Genomic DNA, 20,295 nt, shown 5'->3' on the forward strand with positions numbered 1-20,295 from the left:
GTCGGTATCCCCCGACGCCGGGCGGTAGCGCCTCGGCGGTCCGAGCAGCTCCGCCCGTGCGCTGGGCGCGGCGGCCCGCCGCGGCGCGTCAGTCGAACCTGACGGCCGCGGTCTTGGTCTCGCCGGCCTTCACCGAGACGGTGACCGACTTCTTCCCGAGCTCCGAGTGGATGAAGGTCACCGTATGCGACCCCGCGGGGACGCTGACGCCGACCTTGGGCGTGCTCCCCAGCGGCCGCCCGTCGAGGACCACCTTCGAGACCGGGATCGAGTTGATGTTCAGGGTCGCGTTGCCGGCGGCGGCCGCGGGCGCGGGCGCGGCGGCCGGCGCCTCCGCCTTCGGCGCCGCGGCGGGCGCCTCCGACTTCGGCGCCGGGGCGGCCGGCGCAGGATCCGGCGCGGGCGCGGGCGCGGCGGCGGCGACCGGGGCGGCGGCGGCCGGCTCGGGGTTGCTCGCCTCCTCCAGCGCGATCCGGATCGTCTTCTCGGCCTGCCCGTCCTCGAACGAGATCGCCTGGGAGAAGTCCGTATACCCCTTCTTCTTCGCGACGATCTTCCAGCCCTCCGACGGATTGACATCCACCTTGACGGGCGGCTTCTTCCAGGCCGAATCCGGCAGCTTCTTCTCCGTCCCCTTGGCGCTCACCAGCTTGACCGAGGCGCCCGACGTCGCGAGATCGAGCGTGACCTGCCCCTTCAGCACCTTGAGCGCGACGGTGCCGAGGTCCTTCGTCTGGCCCTGCCCCACCTCGACCGTCTGCTCCACGGGCTCGTAGCGCTCGCCGCCGTCGAAACGGATCTTGTGCTCCCCCGGAGATACGCTGACCTCCAGCGGGAGCGTGCCTTTCTCCACACCGTCGATGAGGACCTTCACGCCGGGCTGCGCGCCCGACGCCTTCACGCCGGTCGCCGTCGACCCGTTGGTCGAAGCCCGCGCCGCGGCCGCGCCGTCGAGCGTGATCACGACGACCTTCTCCTTGCCGCCCTCGACGACCTCGACGGCGTCGTGCGGCGGGAAGTCGGGGGCGAGGATCTTGACCACCTTGGAGCCGGGATCGAGCTCGCGCACGACGCAAGGCACGGTGTCGCAGCGCTTCTGGCCGTCGATGAAGATCTCGGCCCTCGCGACCGAGGTGCCGCCCGGGGCCTTCAGGTCGATGGTGAGCGCGCCCTTCTTCGGCACGAGCATGACCACCGCCAGGATGAGCACGGCGACCAGCGCGAGCCCGCCGAGGAGCACGCCCGCCTTGCCGGCGCCCTGCTGCGTCGCAGGGCGCGGGCGGATCGCCGTCGGCTCGTCGTTGCGCGACAGCGAGCGGTGGCCGATGTCCGAGGGCAGCGCCGGCGCCGGCGGGGCGCTCGGGATCGGCGGCGGCGTCGGGATCGGGGTGCGCGTCCTCGCGGCCGGCGCCGCGCCGCCCGAGCTCGCGAGCAGCGCCGCGGCCGCCTTCGGGAGCGCCGGCGAGCTCACCGTCGGCAGCGGGGTCGTCCGCCCGGGCATGCTGTCGCTGCCCGGCCGGTCGTAAACGTGGGTCGACTCCTCGTCGTCGTCCCAGTCCATGTCGACCGCGGCGCCCTTGCCCGACTGAGGCTTCCCCTCGTCGGCCGCCTTCTGCGGCGGCTTCACCGACGGCACGCGCACCGGCGGCGGGACCACCGGGGGCAGCGCGCTTGTCGGCGCCGGCGGGACCGGGCTCTTCGACGGCAGGGCCGGGGCGGTGACCGGGGGCAGCACCGATTGCCGCGAGGGCGGCGCCACCACGGGCGGCAGAGAGCCCGGCTTGACCGAGGGGGGCATCGGCGGCGGCAGCGAGCCGGGGCTCGTCCCCTTCGCCGACACCGGCGGCGGCAGCGAGCCGGGGCTCGTCCCCTTCGCCGACACCGGCGGCGGCAGCGAGGCCGGCTTGACCGAGGGGGGCATCGGCGGCGGCAGCGAGCCGGGGCTCGTCCCCTTCACCGGCACCGGCGGCGGCAGCGAGCCGGGACTCACGCCCTTCGCCGACACCGGCGGCGGCGGCAGCAGCGGGGAGGCCATCCCCCCAGGGAGCGTCACCGCAGGAGCGGGCGGCGGCACCGCAGGAACGTTGGGGGGCGGCGGCACCGCGGCGCCGACGAGGGTGCGCTGGCGCGTCGGCGGCGAGGGGGGCACGAGCGCGGGGCTCGTGGCGCGCGATGACTTCTTGGCGAGCCCCTCGAAGACGTCTAGATCGCTGCCGCCCTTGTTATCGGCCATGTTCGAGAACTCCTCAGGACATGCGGCGCCGTTCGCCGCGGCTTCCGAGAAACGATCGCGCATGCGTCGCGCGATGAGCGTGATGTGGAAGAGCGGGCCCTCGTCGCGGGCGAGCTCGGAGAGCCCTGCGCGACCCTGACCCGCTGCAGCGTACCGCTGGTCCGGTGACTTCGCGAGCGCCATCGGGACGATCCCAGGCGCGGCGCCGCGGCGCGCGCGCCGCGATCTCGCGCGGATCTCGCGCGTCGCGGCCGGCGCAACGCCCCATGACGTCCGCGGCGCTCGCGACCTCGGACGAGCGCTCGCCTGCCGTCATCGTCCGGAAACAGACGCCCTGCGCGGCGTGGATCGCGTGGATCGATCGCGCGCGGCGCTCGATTGCGCGCCTCGACGCGATCGCGCGCCCGCGCTCCCGACGCGCTGTGCGCGCGACCTCCGCCAGCGAGCCCACGCCGATCCGCGCCACAAGGTCGCAAGCTGCGAAGAACGGCAAACGGTGCACCGACCCCCTGTTTCTAATCCCTCGGACCGCCGACGCACAAGCGCCTACTGCATCCCAGGCGAGGATCCGGGCGCCGCCACGCTCAGTGGTCGCCGTCCGCGGTTTCCTCTTTCTTCGGCTTTTTGAAGTATCGAACGCGCTTCTGCTGGAGCGGATACCAGACGCTGTGCGGAACGATGGGTGTGGACTCGAACATCCGACCCGCGCCGGGCGCCTCGGCGCGGGTGAGCCCGACGGCGCGCGGGCCCGACGGCGGGTGGACGGCGGCGCCGGCGAGATCGGTATCGCCGCCGAGGGCCACCGAGAGCGGCCGGGGGAGATAGATCCGCGAGGAGCACCCGAGCCCCGCCAGGAAGTCCTGGAGCAGCTTCGCATCGCGCGGGTCCACGGGCGTCGGGGGCGGCGCCGAGGCGTCCGGCGACAGCGCGGGGTCCGGCGCGCTGGACGGGCCGGACGCGGCCCGCTCGACGTAGATCAGCATCCCGTCCTCGTCGTTGACCCCCAGCGCGGCCACGGCCCCCGCGCTGCTGTCGGCCCCCGTCGCGATCCGGACCGCGCCGCGCACCGGCGGGGTCGGCGAGGCCGAGAACGCCCCGGCCGAGTGCCAGATGCTCGACGCCCCGCCCTGGCCCGCGCCGGGCGCCGCGCCGCCGTCGCCGAGCACCGCCACGAGCGGGCCCGCCCCGGCCGGCGGGGGCGCGCCGGGCTCGCCCAGCGGGGCGGCCGCGACCGTCCGCGGGTCGACCTTGAGCACCCGCAGGCGCACGCCGGGCCGCGCGGGATCGGGGCGGATCTCGGTGATCGCGAGCGCGTACGGGAAGCCGTGCTGCGGGAGCCCCTGGGTGCGCCAGACGCCCTCCCCCGCCTCGGCCGGCGCGGCGCGCGGCGCGAGCGGCGGCCCCGGCAAGAGGTGCCGCAGCGTCATGTAGAAGAAATCGCGCGCCTCCCGCCGGATGTAACGGGGGAAGTTCATCAGGCCCATGCCGCGGATGAGCCGGCGGCCGCGGAACCGGTAGCCCGAGAGCCCCGAGACCTCGCCCTCCGCCTCCCATTCGCCCTGGAGCGGGCGCCCCAGCGCGGGCAGCTCGCCGCTCGGCGCCACGTGGTAGAACTCGAGCCCGCTGTGGCCCGCGTTCATGTCGAGCGCGATACCGTAGGAGCAGCGGGCCTGGATCATCGCCTGCGACAGCGCCTCCGGGCTCACGTCGGCGCCGTAGAAGTACGCGACGAAGCGCTCCCGGGTCAGGCAGATGCCGGTCCTGACCGTGTGCGTCTTGTCGGCCCAGCCGGGCGGCGTGCCCCCCCACCACGTGCGCCCGAACGGATTCCACTTCTCGTCCTGGACCATGACCGTCATGTTCTGGCGGTACGAGAGCATCCACTCGGGGACGGTCTCGTCCTCCGACCAGGTCCCGAAGAGCGTGCTGCCGTCGCGCCGGACGGCCACGGTCGCGGCGTACGGCTTCGGCGGCAGGTACATCACCCCGTCGGCCATCATGCCGAACTCGCCGTGCATCGCCTGGAAGCCCGCGTTCGACGCTGCGACCACGCGCTTCATGACCTCGGGCGTGCGCGGGATGAGCCCCGGCCCCGCCTCGCCCGTCGCGCCCTTGGGCTCCACCGTGCCCGCCATCATGTGGAGCTCCACCTGCCGCGGATCCCAGAGCGCGATGTAGACGCGCGTCGCCTTGCGCGAGCGATCCGCCCGGATGAACGTGGTCATGAACGCCGGCGGGAGCCCGTCGAGCTTGCGGACGAAGGCGTCGCCGCCCTGCGGTTTCCACTGCCCCTCCCCGGGCAGCGCCGGCGTCACCCAGGGCTCGAGCGGCGCGGGCGGCCAGCCGATCTCGGGATCGATCGGGATCTGGCGGACGGGCGGATCCAGCGCGCTCTGGCCGAGATCCGCGGCGATGTCCTCGGCGCCCGTGTCGCCGGTCACCGCCTCCTTGTTGCGGAGGACGAAGTCGAGCGCCGTGAACGCCACGGCCTTGACCGTCTGCATCGCGGCGTCGCCGATCACCAGGCGCACCCGGTCGACCGCCCAGGTGACGAGGTTCCCGGGCCGCGCGGTCTCGAACGACTCGGCGCGGATCCACGCGGGCAGCGGCGCGTCCGCGCCGTGCAGCGGCAGGCGCGCCTCGCGGCCGCCCGCGCGGACGACGACGTCGCCGTCGCCCTCCAGCGCGACCGCGACGTCGACCGCGCTCGCGGCGCGGCGGCCCTCGTCGGGCGCCGCGGCGCCGGGGCCCTCTGCGGCGCCCGCGCCGGGGTCCTCCGCGGCGGGCTCCTCGGCGCGGACGGGGTCGATCGCGAACGTCCGCCGGCCGATCCCGCGCAGACGGCCGGTCGTCTGCCAGCCGGTGATGGCGTGCTGGAGCCGCTCGATCGGCGACCAGTCGGCGCCGCCCGGGGGCGCCTGTCCGCCGAGGTCGAGCACGTGCACCGTCGGCGACGCCGCCTCGATCAGCGGGCGCGAGACGTACGCGAGCGCCTCGCGGCGGAGCACGGGCTTCGACTCGTCCGCGCCGCTCGTCTCCGTGAGGTTGTGGATGCCCGAGACGTCGAGCAGGACCCCCTCGGGCGAGAGCCGCGTGTCGACGAGGTAGAGGTCGGTGGGCTCCCCGCGGACGGCGCCGCGCGCGACGGCGCGCGCCTGGACGCCGAGCGGCCGGAAGCCGCCGCGCGGCGGGTCCACCCACACCACGTCGCCGGACGCGGCGGCGATGCCCCGCTCCGCGAGCTCCGCGACGAGCGCGGCCGATCGATCTCGAGCCCCTCCGCCCACGTCGGGCGCCATCGCCGCGGCCGCGGCCGCGCAGAGGACGATGATGCCGATGCGCTCGCGGCGCAGGGTGGGCGTTTTCGGGGACTGCATTCGCCTACAACGCGCGGAGGGCCGGGGCTCCTGCCCGAGCGGCCGAGGGCGCGCGAGAGCCCGCCGTTATCACCGTTTTTGTACCGCGGCCAGATTCGGGCGGGCGCCCGCGGAGCGGCGCTGCATGCGTCCGGCTCTAGCGTCCGCCGAACCGGCGGTGCTACATCGGGCGCTCGCCATGTCGAACGCTGACTCGCCCCCTCTCCGCCGCGATGAGGCGCTGACGATCGCGCGCCTCGCTCACCTCGATCTCTCCGCTGAGGAAATCGAACGCCTCACCGGTGATCTCGGCAACATCCTCAGCTACGTCCGCCAGCTCGAGGAGCTCGACGTCTCGGCGGTGCCGCCGACGGCGCACGTGCAGATCGAGCGGCTGCCGCTCCGCGCCGACGAGGAGGCGCCGAGCCTGCCGCGCGAGGTGGCCCTGCGGGAGGCGCCGCGGGTCGAGGACGACGGGTTCGCCGTGCCGGCGTTCGTGGACGAGGGGTGAGGCCGATGGATACAGCGATCCTCGACCGTTCGATCCCGGAGCTCGCGGCGCTCGTGCAGCGCGGCGAGGTGAGCGCCGAGGAGGTGGCCCGGGCCGCGCTCGCGCGCATCGAGCAGCGCGACGGCGCGCTCGGCGCGTTCCTCACCGTGCAGGGGGAGCAGGCCATCGAGGCCGCGCGCGCGCTCGACGCGAGGCGCGCGCGCGGCGAGGCGCTCGGCCCGCTCGCCGGCGTGCCGATCGGGCTCAAGGACGCGCTCTGCACCGAGGGCGCGCCGACGACCGCCGGCTCGAAGATCCTCACGCGGGCGCCGGCCGGCGGCGCCTCGAAGGCGCCCGACGCGGCGCGCGGGTACCGCCCGCCGTACGACGCCACGGTCGTCGCCCGCCTGCGCGAGGCCGGCGCGATCCTGCCGGGCAAGTGCAACATGGACGAGTTCGCGATGGGCTCGTCGAACGAGAACAGCGCCTTCGGCCCGGTGAAGAACCCGTGGGACCGGACGCGCATCCCCGGCGGGTCGTCTGGCGGCAGCGCCGTCGCGGTGGCGGCGGGGATGACGGCCGGCTCGCTCGGCTCGGACACGGGCGGCTCGATCCGCCAGCCGGCGAGCCTCACCGGCGTGGTCGGCGTCAAGCCGACGTACGGCCGCGTCTCTCGCTACGGCCTCATCGCGTTCGCCTCGAGCCTCGACCAGATCGGGCCGTTCGCGCAGGACGTGAAGGGCGCCGCGCGGCTGCTCGAGGTGATCTCGGGCCGCGATCCGCGCGACGCGACGAGCCTCGACGCGCCGGTGGGCGCGTACGAGGCCGCGTGCGGCCGCGACGTCGCGGGCCTGCGCATCGGCGTGCCCGAGGAGTACTTCGCGAAGGGCATCGACAAGCAGGTCGAGGCGAAGGTGCGCGAGGCGATCGAGGGCCTGCGCGGGCTCGGCTGCGAGGTGAGGCCCGTGCACCTGCCGCACACGCGCTACGCGGTGGCGGCCTACTACATCGTCGCGACGGCCGAGGCGTCGTCCAACCTGGCGCGCTTCGACGGCGTGCGCTTCGGGCTGCGCGTCGAGGGCGAGCGCGGCGGGAAGGCGGACCTCCAGGCGCTCTACGGCGGCACGCGCGGCGAGGGGTTCGGCCGGGAGGTGAAGCGCCGCATCCTGCTCGGCACGTACGTGCTCTCCGCGGGCTACTACGACGCGTACTACCTGCGCGCGCAGAAGGTCAGGACGCTCATCCGGCGCGATTTCGACGAGGCCTTCCGCGACGTCGACCTCATCGCGGCGCCGGTCTCGCCGACGGTCGCGTTCCGGCTCGGCGAGCGCGTCGACGACCCGCTGTCGATGTACCTGGCCGACGTCTACACGCTGCCCGCCAGCATGGCGGGGCTGCCCGCGATCAGCGTCCCGTGCGCGACCGCGCCGGCCCCCGACGGCGGGCCTCCGCTGCCCGTCGGCCTGCAGCTCATCGCGCCGGCGCTGGAGGAGGCGCGGCTCTGCAGGGCGGCCTACGCCTGGGAGCAGATCTCCCCGGTGCGCGGCCTGCGCGCGCCGGTCGCGTGACGGAGGGGGGTGCGAGGGTGAGCTCCGCGATCTCGGTGGCGGCGGCCGGCCCGGAGCACCGGGCCGGGCTCGAGGCGCTCTTCGAGGCCGCCGGCACGCCGTGCTACTGCCGCTACTACCACTTCGAGGGCACCAACAACGAGTGGCTCGCGCGGTGCTCGGACGGCCAGGGCGAGAACCGCCGGGAGTTCGCCGCGGCGCTCGCCGCGCGCAGCGACGAGGCGCGCGGCGTCGTGGCGCTCGCGCAGGGCGCGGCGGACGTGGTCGGGTGGCTCAAGGTCGCGCCCGCCGCGGCCGTGGCGAAGGCCTACGAGCGCCGCCTGTACCGGGGGCTGCCGTGCTTCGCGGGCGATCGCGCCGGCGTCTTCCTGATCGGATGCGCCGTCGTGCACCCGCGCCATCGCCGGCAAGGCGTCGCCACCGCGCTCGTCGCCGGCGCGGTGGAGCTCGCGCCCGCCTGGGGCGCGCGCGCCCTCGAGGCCCTGCCCCGCCGCCCGCGGGAGCCGGTGAGCGACGAGGAGCTGTGGACCGGCCCGGTCTCCGCGTTCACGCGGAACGGATTCGTCGAAGTGCACACGTTCGAGCCGTATCCGGTCCTCCGCCGGACGCTGTGACGTCGCCGCGACGCGGATCTTGCGGCGAGGCGCGCCTCCGGTCGCGCTGCGCTTGCGTGCGCCGGCCGACCAGGTAGTGTCGCGCCCGCGCGCATGGCTCCCCCGTCCGAGCACCCCGACGCTCCGGCCAACGACCTTGCCGAGCAGAGCTCCTCCGCCGGCGTGGACCGCGCCGCGCCCGCCCCCGGCGCGGGCGCGGCGGCGAGCGGCCCCGGCGCGCCCGCTGCGCCGGCGTCCGCCGAGGCCTCGCCGCTCAGCCGGCAGGCGTCGTCGCGCCCGCGGGGCCGGGTCGTCGCCCTCACCGGCGCCGCGTCCTTCCTCGGGCGCAACCTCATCGGGATCCTCGAGGAGGACCCCGGCATCGCCCGCGTGGTGGCCATCGACATCAAGCCGCCGGACACGGGCGGCTCCAAGCTGCGCTTGCACACGGTCGACCTGACGGCGCCCGCCTCGGAGGAGCGCGTCGCCGAGGTGCTCGCGGCCGAGCAGGTGGACACGCTCGTCCACCTCTGCTTCCTCTCGTCGCCGACCCCGGCGACGGCTTGGGCGCACGAGCTCGAGTCGGTGGGCACGATGCACCTGCTCCACGGCGCGCGCCAGGCGAGCCTGCGCAAGCTGATCCTCTGGAGCCAGACGATCCTCTACGGCGCGCACCCCACCAACCCCAACTTCCTCACCGAGAAGCACCCGCTCCGCGCCGATCCGGACGAGCGCTTCTTCGCGGACAAGATGGCCGCCGAGCGGGAGTTCAACGCCTTCGGCGCGAAGGCCAAGGGCACGACCGTCACCATCCTGCGGACCGCGCCGATCCTCGGGCCGACCGTCCAGAACTACCTCACCCGGTACCTGGCGCGGCGGCTGGTCATGACGATGCTCGGCTTCGATCCGCTGTGGCAGTTCATCCACGAGGTCGACGCGATCGCCGCCTTCAAGCTCGCCATCGACGGCGATTTTCCGGGCACGTTCAACATCGTGGGCGACGGCGTGCTGCCGGTCTCCACGATCGTGCGCCTCGCGGGCCGGACGCCGTTCCCGGTGCTGCACAGCGCGGCCGGCCCGCTCGTCGCCGCCCTCTGGGCCGCGCACGCGGCGATCGCGCCGCCCAGCTTCCTGCGCTACCTGCGCTACGTGTGCGTGGCGGACGGCGAGAAGGCGGCGCGGGTCATGGGGTTCCGGCCGGTGTACACCACGCGCGAGGCGCTCCTCGATTACATCAGCGCGCAGCGGCTGCGGGACGTGCGGCTCCTGCAGGAGACACCCGCGTGAGGCGGCTCGGGGGGTAGGGCATGGGCACGGAGCACGATCGAGAGCGCAAGGGAGCAGTGAACGGGCCGCCGGCGTCGACGCGGAAGCGCCCGGAGCGGCCGGGGTCGATGCCGGTCGTGCCGAGCATCGACGTCGAGGAGGAGGAGACCCGGTACCTGGCGCCGATCGGCCCGACGGAGGCCTCCGACGATCGCGAGACGCAGTCGTCCGAGGCGCACGCCCCGGTCGTGCCGGTGACCGCCGACGAGCTGCAGCGCCAGATCCGGGAGCTCGAGTCGCGGCTCAAGGGCGTGCTCGCCGGGAGCGCCCCGCAGGACGCGAGCGGCGGGGCCGCGGGCGGGCCCGAGACCGAGCGGAGCCCCCGCGAGGGCGGCGCGCCCGGCGAGCACGTCGGTCACGGCGGTCACTTCGGTCACCTCGGTTACGCCAGCGAGCCGCCGCTGTCCGAGCCCGGGACCGCGCGAGACGTCCTGTCGACCGATTTCTACCTGCGGCAGTGGGGTCGCGCCGGCCTGCGCAGCCGCTCGGAGGAGGTCGACGAGTTCGGCTTCGATCCCAAGTACGAGGCCCGGTACAGGCCGCTCTTCGACTTCCTGTACCGGCACTACTTCCGGATCGATCTCCAGGGCGTCGAGCACATCCCCGCCGAGGGGCGGTGCCTCGTGGTGTCGAACCACTCGGGCGGTCCCATCCCGTACGACGGGCTCATGCTGCGGGCCGCGGTGCGGCGGGAGCACCCCGCGCGCCGGGAGCTCCGCTGGCTGGCCGACGACTTCGTGTACTACCTGCCGTTCGCCGGCACGATCATGAACCGGCTCGGCGCCGTGCGGGCTTGCCAGGAGAACGCCGAGCGGCTGCTCGCGGGCGAGCGGCTCGTCGCGGTGTTCCCGGAGGGGGCCAAGGGCAGCGGCAAGCTCTACAAGGACCGCTACCAGCTCCAGCGGTTCGGTCGCGGCGGGTTCATCCGGCTCTGCCTGCGCACGCGCACGCCGCTCGTCCCGTGCGCCATCGTGGGGGCCGAGGAGACGAACCCGCTCTTTTACCGGGTCGAGCACGTCACGCGCGCGCTCGGCATCCCGTACCTGCCGATCACCCCCACGTTCCCCGCGCTCGGGCCGCTGGGCCTCGTGCCCGCGCCCACCAAGTGGAAGATCCGCATGGCCGAGCCGGTGCGGTTCGACGCCTACGGCCCCGAGGCGGCGGACGACCAGATCCTGGTGCGGCGCCTCGCCGAGCGGGTGCGCGTGACCATCCAGGGGCTCCTCGACGAGACCCTGGCCACCCGGAAGTCGATCTGGTTCGGATGAAGCAGACGGCGCCGGCGGCTCCTCCGCCCATGCCCGAGCACGCCGCGGAAGGGGCTCCGCCCCCCGCCCCCGAGCGGGCGGCGGCCGTGAGGCCGCGCCCCGAGGGCGTGCTGGTGATCGACAAGCCGCGCGGTCCCACGAGCCACGACGTCGTGGCCCGGCTGCGCCGCGCCCTCGGGGTGAAGCGCATCGGGCACGCCGGCACGCTCGACCCGATGGCGTCCGGCGTCCTCGTGGTGCTCGTCGGCGAGGCCACCAAGCTCGCCCCGTACCTGACCGCGCAGGACAAGCGCTACACGGCGCGGGTCGTCCTCGGGGTCGGGACGGACACCCTCGACGCCGACGGGGAGGTCACGGCGGCCCAGCCGCTTCCGGCGTGGCTCGACGAGGAGCTCGGCGCGCTCGCCGGGGCTGGCGGCCCCCCCGGCGGCGAGGCGCTCGCGGCGGCGGCGCCGCGCATCGCGGCGGCGCTCGACGCGGAGCGGTCGCGGCGGGAGCAGACCCCGCCGGCCTACTCGGCCATCAAGGTCGCCGGGCAGCGCAGCTACGCCCTCGCGCGCGCCGGCCAGGCGGTCGATCTGGCGGCGCGGGCCGTCGAGGTCCGGTCGCTCGCGGTCTCCGGCGCCTCGCGCGGCGGCCCCGGCGCGCCCGACGCGGTCGCCACCCTCGACCTCGAGCTCGAGGTGAGCAAGGGCTACTACGTGCGCTCGCTGGCGCGCGACGTCGGCGCGCACCTCGGCGTGCCCGCGCACCTGTCCGCGCTCCGCCGCACCGCGAGCGGCGCCTTCACCGTGGCGCGGGCGGTGCCCCTCGACGCCGGCGCCGAGGCGCTGCGGGCGTCCCTGCGCCCGCTCGCCGAGGCCGCCGCCGAGAGCCTCCCCGTCGCCCGCCTGACCGAGGATGGCGCGCGGCGCGCCCGTCTCGGACAGCCGCTCACCGCCGCCGACTTCTCCCTGGCTCCTGCGCACCCTGGCCCCGCTGTATGGCTCGATCCGGACGGACGCGTCGTCGCGCTCGGCGCCCCGGAAGCCGTCGAGGGTGCCGACGCCGAGGGCGCCGAACGCTCGCCAGCGCTGCCCGCGACCCGATTTTCCGTCCTGCGTGGTTTTTCTGGGGAAGATCGACGTCCGTGAAAATCCTGCTTGGTAGGGGAAAAACCACAACAGAGGGCAATTCCCTGGACTTCAGCAGATCCACGGATCATGTCATTGGACGAGCTCGGCGCAGACGACCGAGCCTGGGAGTCTGTCTTGCATCGAGTCCGGAGAAAGCGCGAGGATCCCTCATCTCCTCAGATTTCGCGCCCCGGTCCGGTTGCGCTCCCCTCGCCTGTTCCGTTACGATTCGTCCGTTAGGAGCCTCGGTTTGAGTCCCGATTTCGTTCCATTGCCAGCGCTCGGCGCTGCAGTTCTCTCCGCTGTACTTGGCTCGCTGTTCGTCGGCGCCGACACTGCGCTGACGACGCTGAGCGCGACGAGGCTCGGCGCGCTGATTGAGCAGTCGACGGGCCCGACGAAGGCCGCCTACGAGCGGATTCGTCAAGAAGACGCCAAGCTTCGCTCGCGTTACCTGCTCGGCTGGGTCGTATCGACCAGCCTGACCGCCGCCTGCTTCGACCTCTTCTTCCGGCGGAGCTTCCCCGACGTGGCCCTGCTCCTCGGGCTGGCGACGACGATCGTCGTCAGCGGGGCCCTGTACGAGGTGAGCTCGACGCTGGGCCGCAAGCACGCCGATCGGGCGGCGTCGATGGCGGTGCGCTTCTTGCGCCCGCTGGAGATCGCGATGCTGCCGCTCGCCGTGCCGCTCGGCTGGATCGGCTCCAGGCTGGGGCCGCGGGAGGGTGAGCAGCCGTCGGATCCGCGGGTCGCGGAGGCGGAGGTCGAGATCCTGGTCGATGAGGTCGAGCGCTCTGGCCTGTTCGGGCGAGAACCGGCGGAGATGATCCGGAATGTGCTCGAGTTCGCCGATCGCACGGCGCGGGACGTCATGGTGCCGCGCTCCAAGGTCGAGGCGATCGAGATCTCCACGCCGCTCGAGAAGGTGCTGGAGATCGTGACCGAGAGCGGTCACTCCCGGTATCCGGTGTACAAGGATCAGATCGACAACATCGCTGGTCTTCTCTATGCGAAGGACCTGTTCAAGGTCCTCGAGGAGCGGCGGCTCAAGAACACGACGCTCCGGGAGATCACGCGGAGCCCTGCCAATTTCGTCGCCGAGTCGCAGCCGCTCTCCTCGCTGCTGCGGGAGATGAAGAGCCGGCGACAGCACCTTGCCATCGTGGTCGACGAGTTTGGCGGGATGTCCGGGATTGTCACCCTGGAGGACGTGCTCGAGGAGATCGTGGGCGACATCCGGGATGAGCACGACGAGACGGACGACGGGGCGGCGATCCAGGACCTCGGCGACGGCCGTCTGGTCGCCGACGCGGCCGTGTCGATGAGCGATCTCTCGGCGTACCTGGGCGCGGAGCTCGACCGGGAGGGGAAGTACGAGTCGCTCGGCGGCATGCTCACACAGCATGTGGGCAAGGTGCCCGAGGTGGGCACGGCCGTGAGCAAGTTCGGGTTGCGCTTCATCGTGCGCGACAGCGACGAGCGCCACATCGGAAAGGTCGAGATCGTCCGTCCGCGAGCGATGGGCGCCGGCGGCGCGGCCTGAAGCGTTCGAGTCGCCCCGAACGGACGCCCTGAAGCGGCCGACTCGGACATGACGGACGGCCTGAAGCGTTCGAGTCGCCCCGAACGGACGCCCTGAAGCTATCGAGACGGAGGGCGGTCTGAAGCGGTCGAGTCGAGGCGGACGCGCGGCCTGCTTTCGGCCGTCTTTCCGATCTGCCGCGGCCGAGCGGCGCGCGCCCGCACAGGAGACGGGCCCAGATCGGCGTTTTCGGCGCACAGGCGTACTCCAGTACGCCGAGCACCGAAAACGCCGAGGTGGGCCCGTATCCGAAGCGGGCGCGTGCCGCTCAGCGGGCGCGTGCCGCTCAGCGGGCTAGGGAGATTTTGCGGAGCTCGTTCGCGAGATCGTCGCCCTCTTTGATGAGGCCGGGCGTCTCGGTGGCGGGGTTGTCCTTGTTGCCCTCGAGGAGCTGGCGGACGTCGATCATCGCGCCGCGCAGCTTGAAGACGATCTGCTCGCTCGTGAAGGCAGCCACGGACTGAGGATCGACCGGAAGGGCCTGCAGGTCGCCGCCGGCGATGTCGCCCTTCGTCCAGCGGGTGGCCTCCTTCTCGGCGGGCTTCAACCCCTGCTGCGTCCGCTCGAGACGGGTCACCGTGTACTTCGCCGGCCAGTCCTTGCCGAACGGGAACGGCGCCTTGTTCGGAACGAGCTCGGCCAGCGTCTTGTCGCCGTCCCGGCGGAAGACCACCGAGAAGTTCACCACCGGCTCGTCCGCCTCCTTCCACGACTTCTCGACGGGCCCCTGCGCCGCCGCGAGCAGGTTCTTGAGGCTGTCCTTCGTCTTGTTGAGATCCTGGACGGACGTGGTGTAGGCGAGCAGCGAGCGCATCACCCGGCCCGGGAGGCTGCCGATCTGCTTCCCCTCCAGGTTGGTGGCATCGAACGGGACGTTGATCGCGCCGAGCTCGGTCGTGAGCTGCGCGGGGAACTTCTTCTGCGCGAGCTCCGCGGCGGCGTCCTCGAGCTTCTTGTTCAGCTCCTGCATCTTCTCGTTCGCGGCGCGCACGTCCTTCTCGAGCGCCGCGGCGCCCTCGACGGCGGCCTTGCCGCGATCGCCGCGCTCCTTCGCGCCGCCGATCGCGAAGCCCACGGCGATGCCGACCAGGGCCGCGAGGCTCGCGTAGAGCGCCGTCTTCTTCGAGGCCTTCCGGCGCTCCTGCTCGACCTCCTCGCCGACCTCGACCTTGATGGTCTGCGCAGCCGCCGTCGGCTTCGGCGGGGGCGTCTGGATCACGGGGCGCGGCTGCGGCGCGAACGGAGGCAGCGGAATGCCTGGAGAGATGCCCGGCGGGGGCGCGATGCCTCCCACGGACGGCATCGGCGGCCGCGCGCTCGGCGAGGGCACGCCACCGGGGACCGGGCTCCCGTCGGGCGGCGGCCCCGATCCGGGCTGCGGGCCAGGCACGGGGAGGGGGACGGCCGCTCCCGGTGCCCCGCCAATCGACGTTTTGCCAAGCCGAGCCTTCAGATCGATTTTGCTCTTCTTCTTTTCTTCAGCCATCGGCTCCTCGGGGACGGGATCGCTGCACCACTTCGCCCTGAAACTTCCAGCCCGCCCGAGGGAACCGACCCACCACGGCCCGAACCGGAGCTGCTCCCGCGCGAGCGGCGACAGGAGGTGACACGGGCCGGCCTCCAGCGGACCGACATGGGAGCGGGCAGGAAAAGATCAGCAACACAACGGGAGCGTCGGGCGAGCGGACGACCCGCCGGGCACGTTAGCGGCGCGCCGCCTGGAATGTCAACGCGATGGCGATGCTGGCGCGGGATGTGTTTCGGCAGGCGATCGCCAGGCCGCTCCACCGCTGCGCGACGCCGCACCGCCACCGCGATCCGCGGCAGCGCCCTCGCCGCGGCGTGAGGCCGCTCCCGACCGTGACGCAGGCGGTCATCGGCAGCATGGCCCTCCGCGGGGGGACCGGGTAGGAAGCAGGGGCGCATGGTCTCGTTCAAGTTCGGCGGGGGCCGGCAGGCGCCGCCCCCTTCTTCCCCCGGCGGGGGCCGGCCGGCCTCGCCGCCGCGGCGACCGCCGCTCCGGATGGAAACCCGGCGGGTGACGAGCTTTGATGGAACCGACATCGCCTACCGGGTGACGTCGCCGCCGTTCGAAGGGGCGAAGGTGGTGGTCCTCGTCAACGGGCTCGGCGGGCCCTACCTCGCCTGGCGGGCGCAGATCGAGTACCTCGCCGACCAGTACCGCTTCATCACGTGGGACTACCGCGGGATGTACGCGTCGAAGCGCCCGTCGCCGGACGCTCCGGACGCCTACGCCGTCGCGCGCCACGTCCGCGACCTGGAGGCGGTCCTCGCGGCCGAGGGGGTGCGGCACGGCTCGCTCATGGCGTGGAGCATGGGCGTCCAGGTCGCGCTCGAGGCGTTCCGCCGGCTCCCGGGGTTCGCCGCGAACCTGGTCCTGCTGAACGGAACGCATCGCCCGCCGCTCGAAACGATGGGGCCGCTGCCGGGGCTCGGGCGGCTGTTCCCGCCGCTCGTGGCGCTCGCCGCGCGCGCGCACACGGCCGCGAGCCGCGTGACGCGTCGCACGATCGGCCAGGCGGACGCCGTGACGTGGCTGAGGCGGCTAGGGCTGCTCGGGAAGACGCTCGACGGCGAGGTGTTCGCGGAGCTGGTGGAGCCGTTCGGCGAGGTGGACCTGGAGGCGTTCCTCCGGAACCTGCGCGCGCTGGGGACGCACGACGCCGAGGAGGTGCTCGAGCACGTCGAGGTCCCCACGCTGCTCATCACCGGCGACCGGGACGCGTTCACGCCCCGGGCGCTGGTCCAGTCGATGGCGCGGCGTATTCCGCTGGCCGAGATCCTCGTGGTCCGCGGGGGGACCCATACGACCGCGCTGGAGTTTCCGGAGCTCGTCTCATTGAGGATCGAGCGGTTTTTTGCGGATCACGGGTTCTAGGGCGGTGCGGAGGGAGGGGCTCCCTCCTGCGGCGGACTGAAGCCGGCGGGGCTCGCCGCTTACTTCCGCAGCAGATCCGCAAACGGATTGTTCCGGAACCCCCCCGCCGAGCCGCCCTGCCCCTGCCCCTTCCCTTGCCCCTGGGCCGGCCTGCGGCCGTCGTTGCGGCCCCGCGCGTCGCCAGCCGGCGGGCCGCCCGCCTGGGGGCGCGCTCCGGCGGGGGCGCCGCCCTTCTTCGCCGTCAGCGAGATGCGCTTGCGCACGAGGTCGACCTCCAGCACCCGCACCTTGATCTTCTCGCCGACCTTCGCGACCTCGTTCGGATCCTTCACGAACCGATCCGCGAGCTGCGAGACGTGCACGAGGCCGTCCTGATGGACGCCGATGTCGACGAAGGCGCCGAACGCCGTCACGTTCGTCACCACGCCCTCGAGCTCCATGCCCGGCTTGAGATCCTCCATCGTCCGCACGTCGTCGCGGAAATTCGGCGGCTCGAACGTGGCGCGCGGGTCGCGCCCGGGCTTCTTCAGCTCGCTCAGGATGTCGTTCAGCGTGAACGAGCCGACGTCGCCGGACTCGTACTTCTTGGGATCGATCCGCGCGATCGCCGCCGTGTCGCCGATGAGCGACCCGACCGGCACGCCGAGATCCGTCGCGATGCGCTCGACGAGGCCGTAGCGCTCCGGGTGCACCGCGCTCGCGTCGAGCGGGTGCTCCCCTCCCCGCACCCGGAGGAAGCCCGCCGCCTGCTCGAACGTCCGCGGGCCGACGCCGGCCACGTCGAGCAGCCCCTTGCGGCTCTTGAACGCGCCGTGCAGGTCGCGGTGGGCGACGATCTTCTTCGCGAGGCTCGGGCCGATGCCGGCGACGCGGGCGAGCAGCGGGGCGCTCGCGGTGTTGAGCTCGACGCCGACCAGGTTGACGCAGCTCTCCACCACCTCGTCGAGCTTCCGCGCGAGCAGGCCCTGGTAGACGTCGTGCTGGTACTGGCCCACGCCGATGCTCTTCGGGTCGACCTTCACGAGCTCCGCGAGCGGATCCTGCAGCCGCCGGGCGATGCTGATCGCGCCGCGCACCGTGAGGTCGAGGTCGGGGAACTCCTCGCGCGCGACGTCGCTCGCCGAGTAGACGCTCGCGCCCGCCTCGCTCACCGGGACGCAGTACAGCTTCTCCGTCGGTCGCAGATCGGCGTTCGCCGTCTGCTCCTTGAGCCCCTCCGACGCGAGCACGTCCTTCACGAACGCCTCGGTCTCGCGGCCGTGCGTGCCGTTGCCCACCGCGACCGCGCGGAGCGGGTACTTGCGGCAGATGCGGCGCAGGTCCTGCCGCGCGCGCTCGAGCGCGTCGCTGCTGCCGACCAGGTAGATCGTCGTGTGCTCGAGGAGCTTGCCCGTCTCGTCGACGACGGCGCACTTGCAGCCGGTGCGCTGGCCCGGGTCGATGCCGAGCACCGCCTTCGTGCCGAACGGCGCCGCGAGGAGGAGCTCGCGGAGGTTCTGGGCGAAGACCTCGACCGCGGCGCGATCGGCCTGCATTTTGAGGTCGACGCGCACGTCGCTCTGCACCGCCGGGAGCAGGAGCCGCTTCACCGCGTCGTCCGCGGCCTTCGTGAGCTCGCCGGCCCACGGCGATTTCGGCTTCAGCCCCACCGCCGCGTGGATGGGCGGGACGAGCGGCTCGGGCGCGAGCTCGATCGCGGCGCGGAGCACGCCCTCGGCCTCGCCGCGGCGGATCGCGAGGTAGCGGTGCGACGGGATGTTCGCGACGGGCTCCTCGAAGCTCGCGTACATGTCGAACTTCGTCTGCTTGCCCTCGTGCTCCTCGTTCTTCTGGACCTTGATGACGCCCTCCTTCGCGTAGGCGTCGCGCACGAGCTTGCGCACGTCGGCGTGCTCGGCGATGCGCTCGGCGCAGATGTCGCGCGCGCCGGCGAGGGCGGCCGCCGTGTCGGGGACCTCCTTCTCGGCGCTGACGAAGGCGCGGGCCTCCTCCTCCGGGCTGCCGTCCGCCGCCTGCGACCACATGCGATCCGCGAGCGGCTCGAGCCCCCGCTCCTTCGCGATGATCGCGCGCGTGCGGCGCTTCGGCTTGAAGGGCAGGTAGAGGTCCTCGAGCTCGGCCTTGGTGCGGCAGGCGCGGATCTTCGACGCGAGCGCGTCGGTGAGCTTGCCCTGCTTCTGGATCTCCGAGAGCACCGTGCCGCGGCGCTCCTCGAGCTCGAGGAGGTAGGCGCGGCGCTCCTCGATCGCGCGGATCTGCACCTCGTCGAGCCCGCCGGTCGCCTCCTTGCGGTAACGGGCGATGAACGGCACCGTCGCCCCCTCGGCGAGCAGCTTGGCCACCGCCGAGACCCCCTGGCGCGGGAGGCTCAGCTCCTCGGCGAGGAGCGGGACGGGATCGAACGAGCCGTCGGTGCGGCTCGGGACAGCGACAGGGCTCTGCGTCTCAGTCATGGGCGCGGCATACGCGCAGGGTGCACGCGCGTCCAGGCTTGACTTGCGTGGCCCGGGAGCGCGGCGGGCGCGCGCCGCGACGAGCGCAGCCACCCGGCAATTTCGGCAGCCTCACGCGACCGCTGCGCCGTGGTCGCGGCGAGGTCGGCGACCCTGGCGTGACCGCTTCCCTGTGCTCGCCGCAAGGTCGGCGCCCCTCGCGTGACCGCTGCGCCGTGGTCTCAGCAAGGTCGGCGCCCCTCGCGCGACCGCTACCCCGTGGTCTCAGCAAGGTCGGCGCCCCTCGCGTGACCGCTGCGCCGTGGTCGAGCGCGGGGCTCGCCAGCGGCGCGCCCGTCTCGCCGCGTCCGTGCGGAGCACTTTTCGCCCCTGTGACGACCCGCTTATCCTCCAGGCAGAAGACCCGCTGAAGCGAGGAGACACGATGCCCAAGGCACCTGCGAAGAAGACACCCAGAAAAGAGAAGACGAGCGCTGACAGGAAGACGGCCAGCGAGGGCGCGGCGCGTCGAGCGGCGTCCAGCGAGATCGAGGGCTCGGCCGAAGCCGCGGCCGATTTCCTGCAGGAAGCGCGGGGCATCCCCGCGCGCGAGATCCGGCCGCTGCGCGCCGACGCCGCGCTCATTCATCACAACATCAGCGTGGGGCTCGACGCCGTGAGCTCGCGCGAGGCCGACCTCTTGAAGCTCCCGGCGCCCTTCGACCTCGACGCGATGCGATCGCTCCGGCGCCTCGCCCTCGGCCTGGTGTATGCCGCGGCGCAGGTCGATCGGTCGTCGCCGGGCACGGCGAAGAAGCTCCTCAAGCGCGCGCACGAGCTCCGCGACGTGCTGCTCAGCGCCGCCGTGGCGCTGATGAAGGCGGGCGCCCTGCCCGCGCAGAAGGTGAAGAAGATCATGGCCGGCTCGGGGGCGCGCGACATGGTGCAGGACTGCGTCGACCTCGCGCAGCTCTTCCGCGACCACGCCGCGGACCTCCGGGGGAAGACCGCGGTGACGAGGGCGCAGATCGATGAGGCGTCGACCGTCGGCAACCAGCTGCTCGCGCTCCTCAAGCCGAAGGGGGCGAAGGCGAAGACGCCGGCCGCCGTGAAGGACGCGGTCGACGCGCGCGATCGGCTCTGGACGCTGCTCAGCCTGCGGCACGAAGAGCAGCTGCGCCGCGCCGGCATGTGGCTCTGGGTCGACAAGGTCGACGAGCATGTCCCCCCGCTGCTCTCGCGCGCGGCCCGCAAGGCGAAGAGGCCGAGCGGCGGCGGAGCCGGCGAGGGTGTCGGCGACAGCATACGGGACGGGGGCTGAGGCGAAGGCCGGCACCGGCCCGCATGGCCTCGAGGTCGCGAGCGCGGCGAACAAGCTCGGCATGGTACGCTTGACAACCCCCAGGAACGCTGCACGTCGTGAGGCCGGGTGC

Annotated in this window: 13 protein-coding genes; 9 read left to right on the top strand and 4 right to left on the bottom strand. The window is 73.3% G+C overall.

What is annotated here, in order from left to right; genetic code table 11:
* Window positions 1-88: 88 nt before the first annotated feature.
* Together WMF33_RS25685 and WMF33_RS25690 are read right to left on the bottom strand one after the other, a co-directional pair.
* A complete protein-coding gene (locus WMF33_RS25685; protein ID WP_437322306.1) occupies window positions 89-2,416 on the bottom strand; it encodes a PEGA domain-containing protein in 2,328 nt (775 codons plus the stop codon).
* A gap of 401 nt (window positions 2,417-2,817) precedes the next feature.
* Complete coding sequence (locus WMF33_RS25690; RefSeq protein WP_437322307.1) at window positions 2,818-5,610, bottom strand: hypothetical protein; 2,793 nt, start codon at window positions 5,608-5,610, stop codon at window positions 2,818-2,820.
* Window positions 5,611-5,788: 178 nt separating this feature from the next.
* Between WMF33_RS25690 and gatC the strand changes: the two genes are divergently transcribed.
* From gatC to WMF33_RS25725, 7 genes are all read left to right on the top strand, one after another.
* On the top strand, window positions 5,789-6,100 hold the full coding sequence (gene gatC, locus WMF33_RS25695) for an Asp-tRNA(Asn)/Glu-tRNA(Gln) amidotransferase subunit GatC (protein ID WP_012236913.1): 312 nt from the start codon (window positions 5,789-5,791) through the stop codon (window positions 6,098-6,100).
* Between the two features lie 5 nt (window positions 6,101-6,105).
* Entirely contained in the window at window positions 6,106-7,647 is a 1,542-nt protein-coding gene (gene gatA / locus WMF33_RS25700; RefSeq protein WP_437322308.1) for an Asp-tRNA(Asn)/Glu-tRNA(Gln) amidotransferase subunit GatA, read from the top strand.
* Window positions 7,648-7,664: 17 nt separating this feature from the next.
* Window positions 7,665-8,261 carry a GNAT family N-acetyltransferase gene (locus tag WMF33_RS25705; protein ID WP_437322309.1) on the top strand — a complete coding sequence of 199 codons (597 nt, stop codon included), beginning with the start codon at window positions 7,665-7,667 and terminating at the stop codon, window positions 8,259-8,261.
* Between the two features lie 93 nt (window positions 8,262-8,354).
* Window positions 8,355-9,527: an NAD-dependent epimerase/dehydratase family protein gene (locus WMF33_RS25710; protein WP_437322310.1), complete on the top strand. Its 1,173-nt coding sequence runs from the start codon at window positions 8,355-8,357 to the stop codon at window positions 9,525-9,527.
* A 20-nt stretch (window positions 9,528-9,547) separates the two neighbouring features.
* Entirely contained in the window at window positions 9,548-10,834 is a 1,287-nt protein-coding gene (locus WMF33_RS25715) for a lysophospholipid acyltransferase family protein (protein ID WP_437322311.1), read from the top strand.
* On the top strand, window positions 10,831-11,967 hold the full coding sequence (locus tag WMF33_RS25720; protein WP_437322312.1) for a tRNA pseudouridine synthase B: 1,137 nt from the start codon (window positions 10,831-10,833) through the stop codon (window positions 11,965-11,967). The genes WMF33_RS25715 and WMF33_RS25720 overlap by 4 nt, the downstream gene beginning before the upstream one ends.
* A gap of 232 nt (window positions 11,968-12,199) precedes the next feature.
* Window positions 12,200-13,492, top strand: a complete 1,293-nt coding sequence (locus WMF33_RS25725) for a hemolysin family protein (protein ID WP_437322313.1) — start codon at window positions 12,200-12,202, stop codon at window positions 13,490-13,492.
* Window positions 13,493-13,817: 325 nt separating this feature from the next.
* On the opposite strand, the gene WMF33_RS25730 is transcribed toward WMF33_RS25725, so the two are convergent.
* Window positions 13,818-14,750 carry a formin gene (locus WMF33_RS25730; RefSeq protein WP_437322314.1) on the bottom strand — a complete coding sequence of 311 codons (933 nt, stop codon included), beginning with the start codon at window positions 14,748-14,750 and terminating at the stop codon, window positions 13,818-13,820.
* Window positions 14,751-15,455: 705 nt separating this feature from the next.
* On the opposite strand from WMF33_RS25730, the gene WMF33_RS25735 reads away from it, so the two are divergent.
* Window positions 15,456-16,430, top strand: a complete 975-nt coding sequence (locus tag WMF33_RS25735; RefSeq protein WP_437322315.1) for an alpha/beta fold hydrolase — start codon at window positions 15,456-15,458, stop codon at window positions 16,428-16,430.
* A gap of 59 nt (window positions 16,431-16,489) precedes the next feature.
* On the opposite strand, the gene WMF33_RS25740 is transcribed toward WMF33_RS25735, so the two are convergent.
* Complete coding sequence (locus tag WMF33_RS25740; RefSeq protein WP_437322316.1) at window positions 16,490-18,883, bottom strand: Tex family protein; 2,394 nt, start codon at window positions 18,881-18,883, stop codon at window positions 16,490-16,492.
* Between the two features lie 424 nt (window positions 18,884-19,307).
* Between WMF33_RS25740 and WMF33_RS25745 the strand changes: the two genes are divergently transcribed.
* The gene (locus tag WMF33_RS25745; RefSeq protein WP_437322317.1) at window positions 19,308-20,183 is read left to right on the top strand and encodes a hypothetical protein; all 876 of its coding nucleotides are present in this window, start codon (window positions 19,308-19,310) and stop codon (window positions 20,181-20,183) included.
* Window positions 20,184-20,295 lie beyond the last annotated feature (112 nt).

It is taken from the genome of Sorangium sp. So ce394 (genome assembly GCF_051474665.1).
Classification (GTDB): Bacteria; Myxococcota_A; Polyangia; order Polyangiales; family Polyangiaceae; genus Sorangium; species Sorangium cellulosum_D.

Coding starts and splice junctions, on each gene's coding strand:
- WMF33_RS25685 (WP_437322306.1), bottom strand. CDS start 2,416: ATGGCGCTCGCGAAGTCACCGGACCAGCGGTACGCTGCAGCGGGTCAG.
- WMF33_RS25690 (WP_437322307.1), bottom strand. CDS start 5,610: ATGCAGTCCCCGAAAACGCCCACCCTGCGCCGCGAGCGCATCGGCATC.
- gatC (WP_012236913.1), top strand. CDS start 5,789: ATGTCGAACGCTGACTCGCCCCCTCTCCGCCGCGATGAGGCGCTGACG.
- gatA (WP_437322308.1), top strand. CDS start 6,106: ATGGATACAGCGATCCTCGACCGTTCGATCCCGGAGCTCGCGGCGCTC.
- WMF33_RS25710 (WP_437322310.1), top strand. CDS start 8,355: ATGGCTCCCCCGTCCGAGCACCCCGACGCTCCGGCCAACGACCTTGCC.
- WMF33_RS25715 (WP_437322311.1), top strand. CDS start 9,548: ATGGGCACGGAGCACGATCGAGAGCGCAAGGGAGCAGTGAACGGGCCG.
- WMF33_RS25720 (WP_437322312.1), top strand. CDS start 10,831: ATGAAGCAGACGGCGCCGGCGGCTCCTCCGCCCATGCCCGAGCACGCC.
- WMF33_RS25735 (WP_437322315.1), top strand. CDS start 15,456: ATGGTCTCGTTCAAGTTCGGCGGGGGCCGGCAGGCGCCGCCCCCTTCT.
- WMF33_RS25740 (WP_437322316.1), bottom strand. CDS start 18,883: ATGACTGAGACGCAGAGCCCTGTCGCTGTCCCGAGCCGCACCGACGGC.
- WMF33_RS25745 (WP_437322317.1), top strand. CDS start 19,308: ATGCCCAAGGCACCTGCGAAGAAGACACCCAGAAAAGAGAAGACGAGC.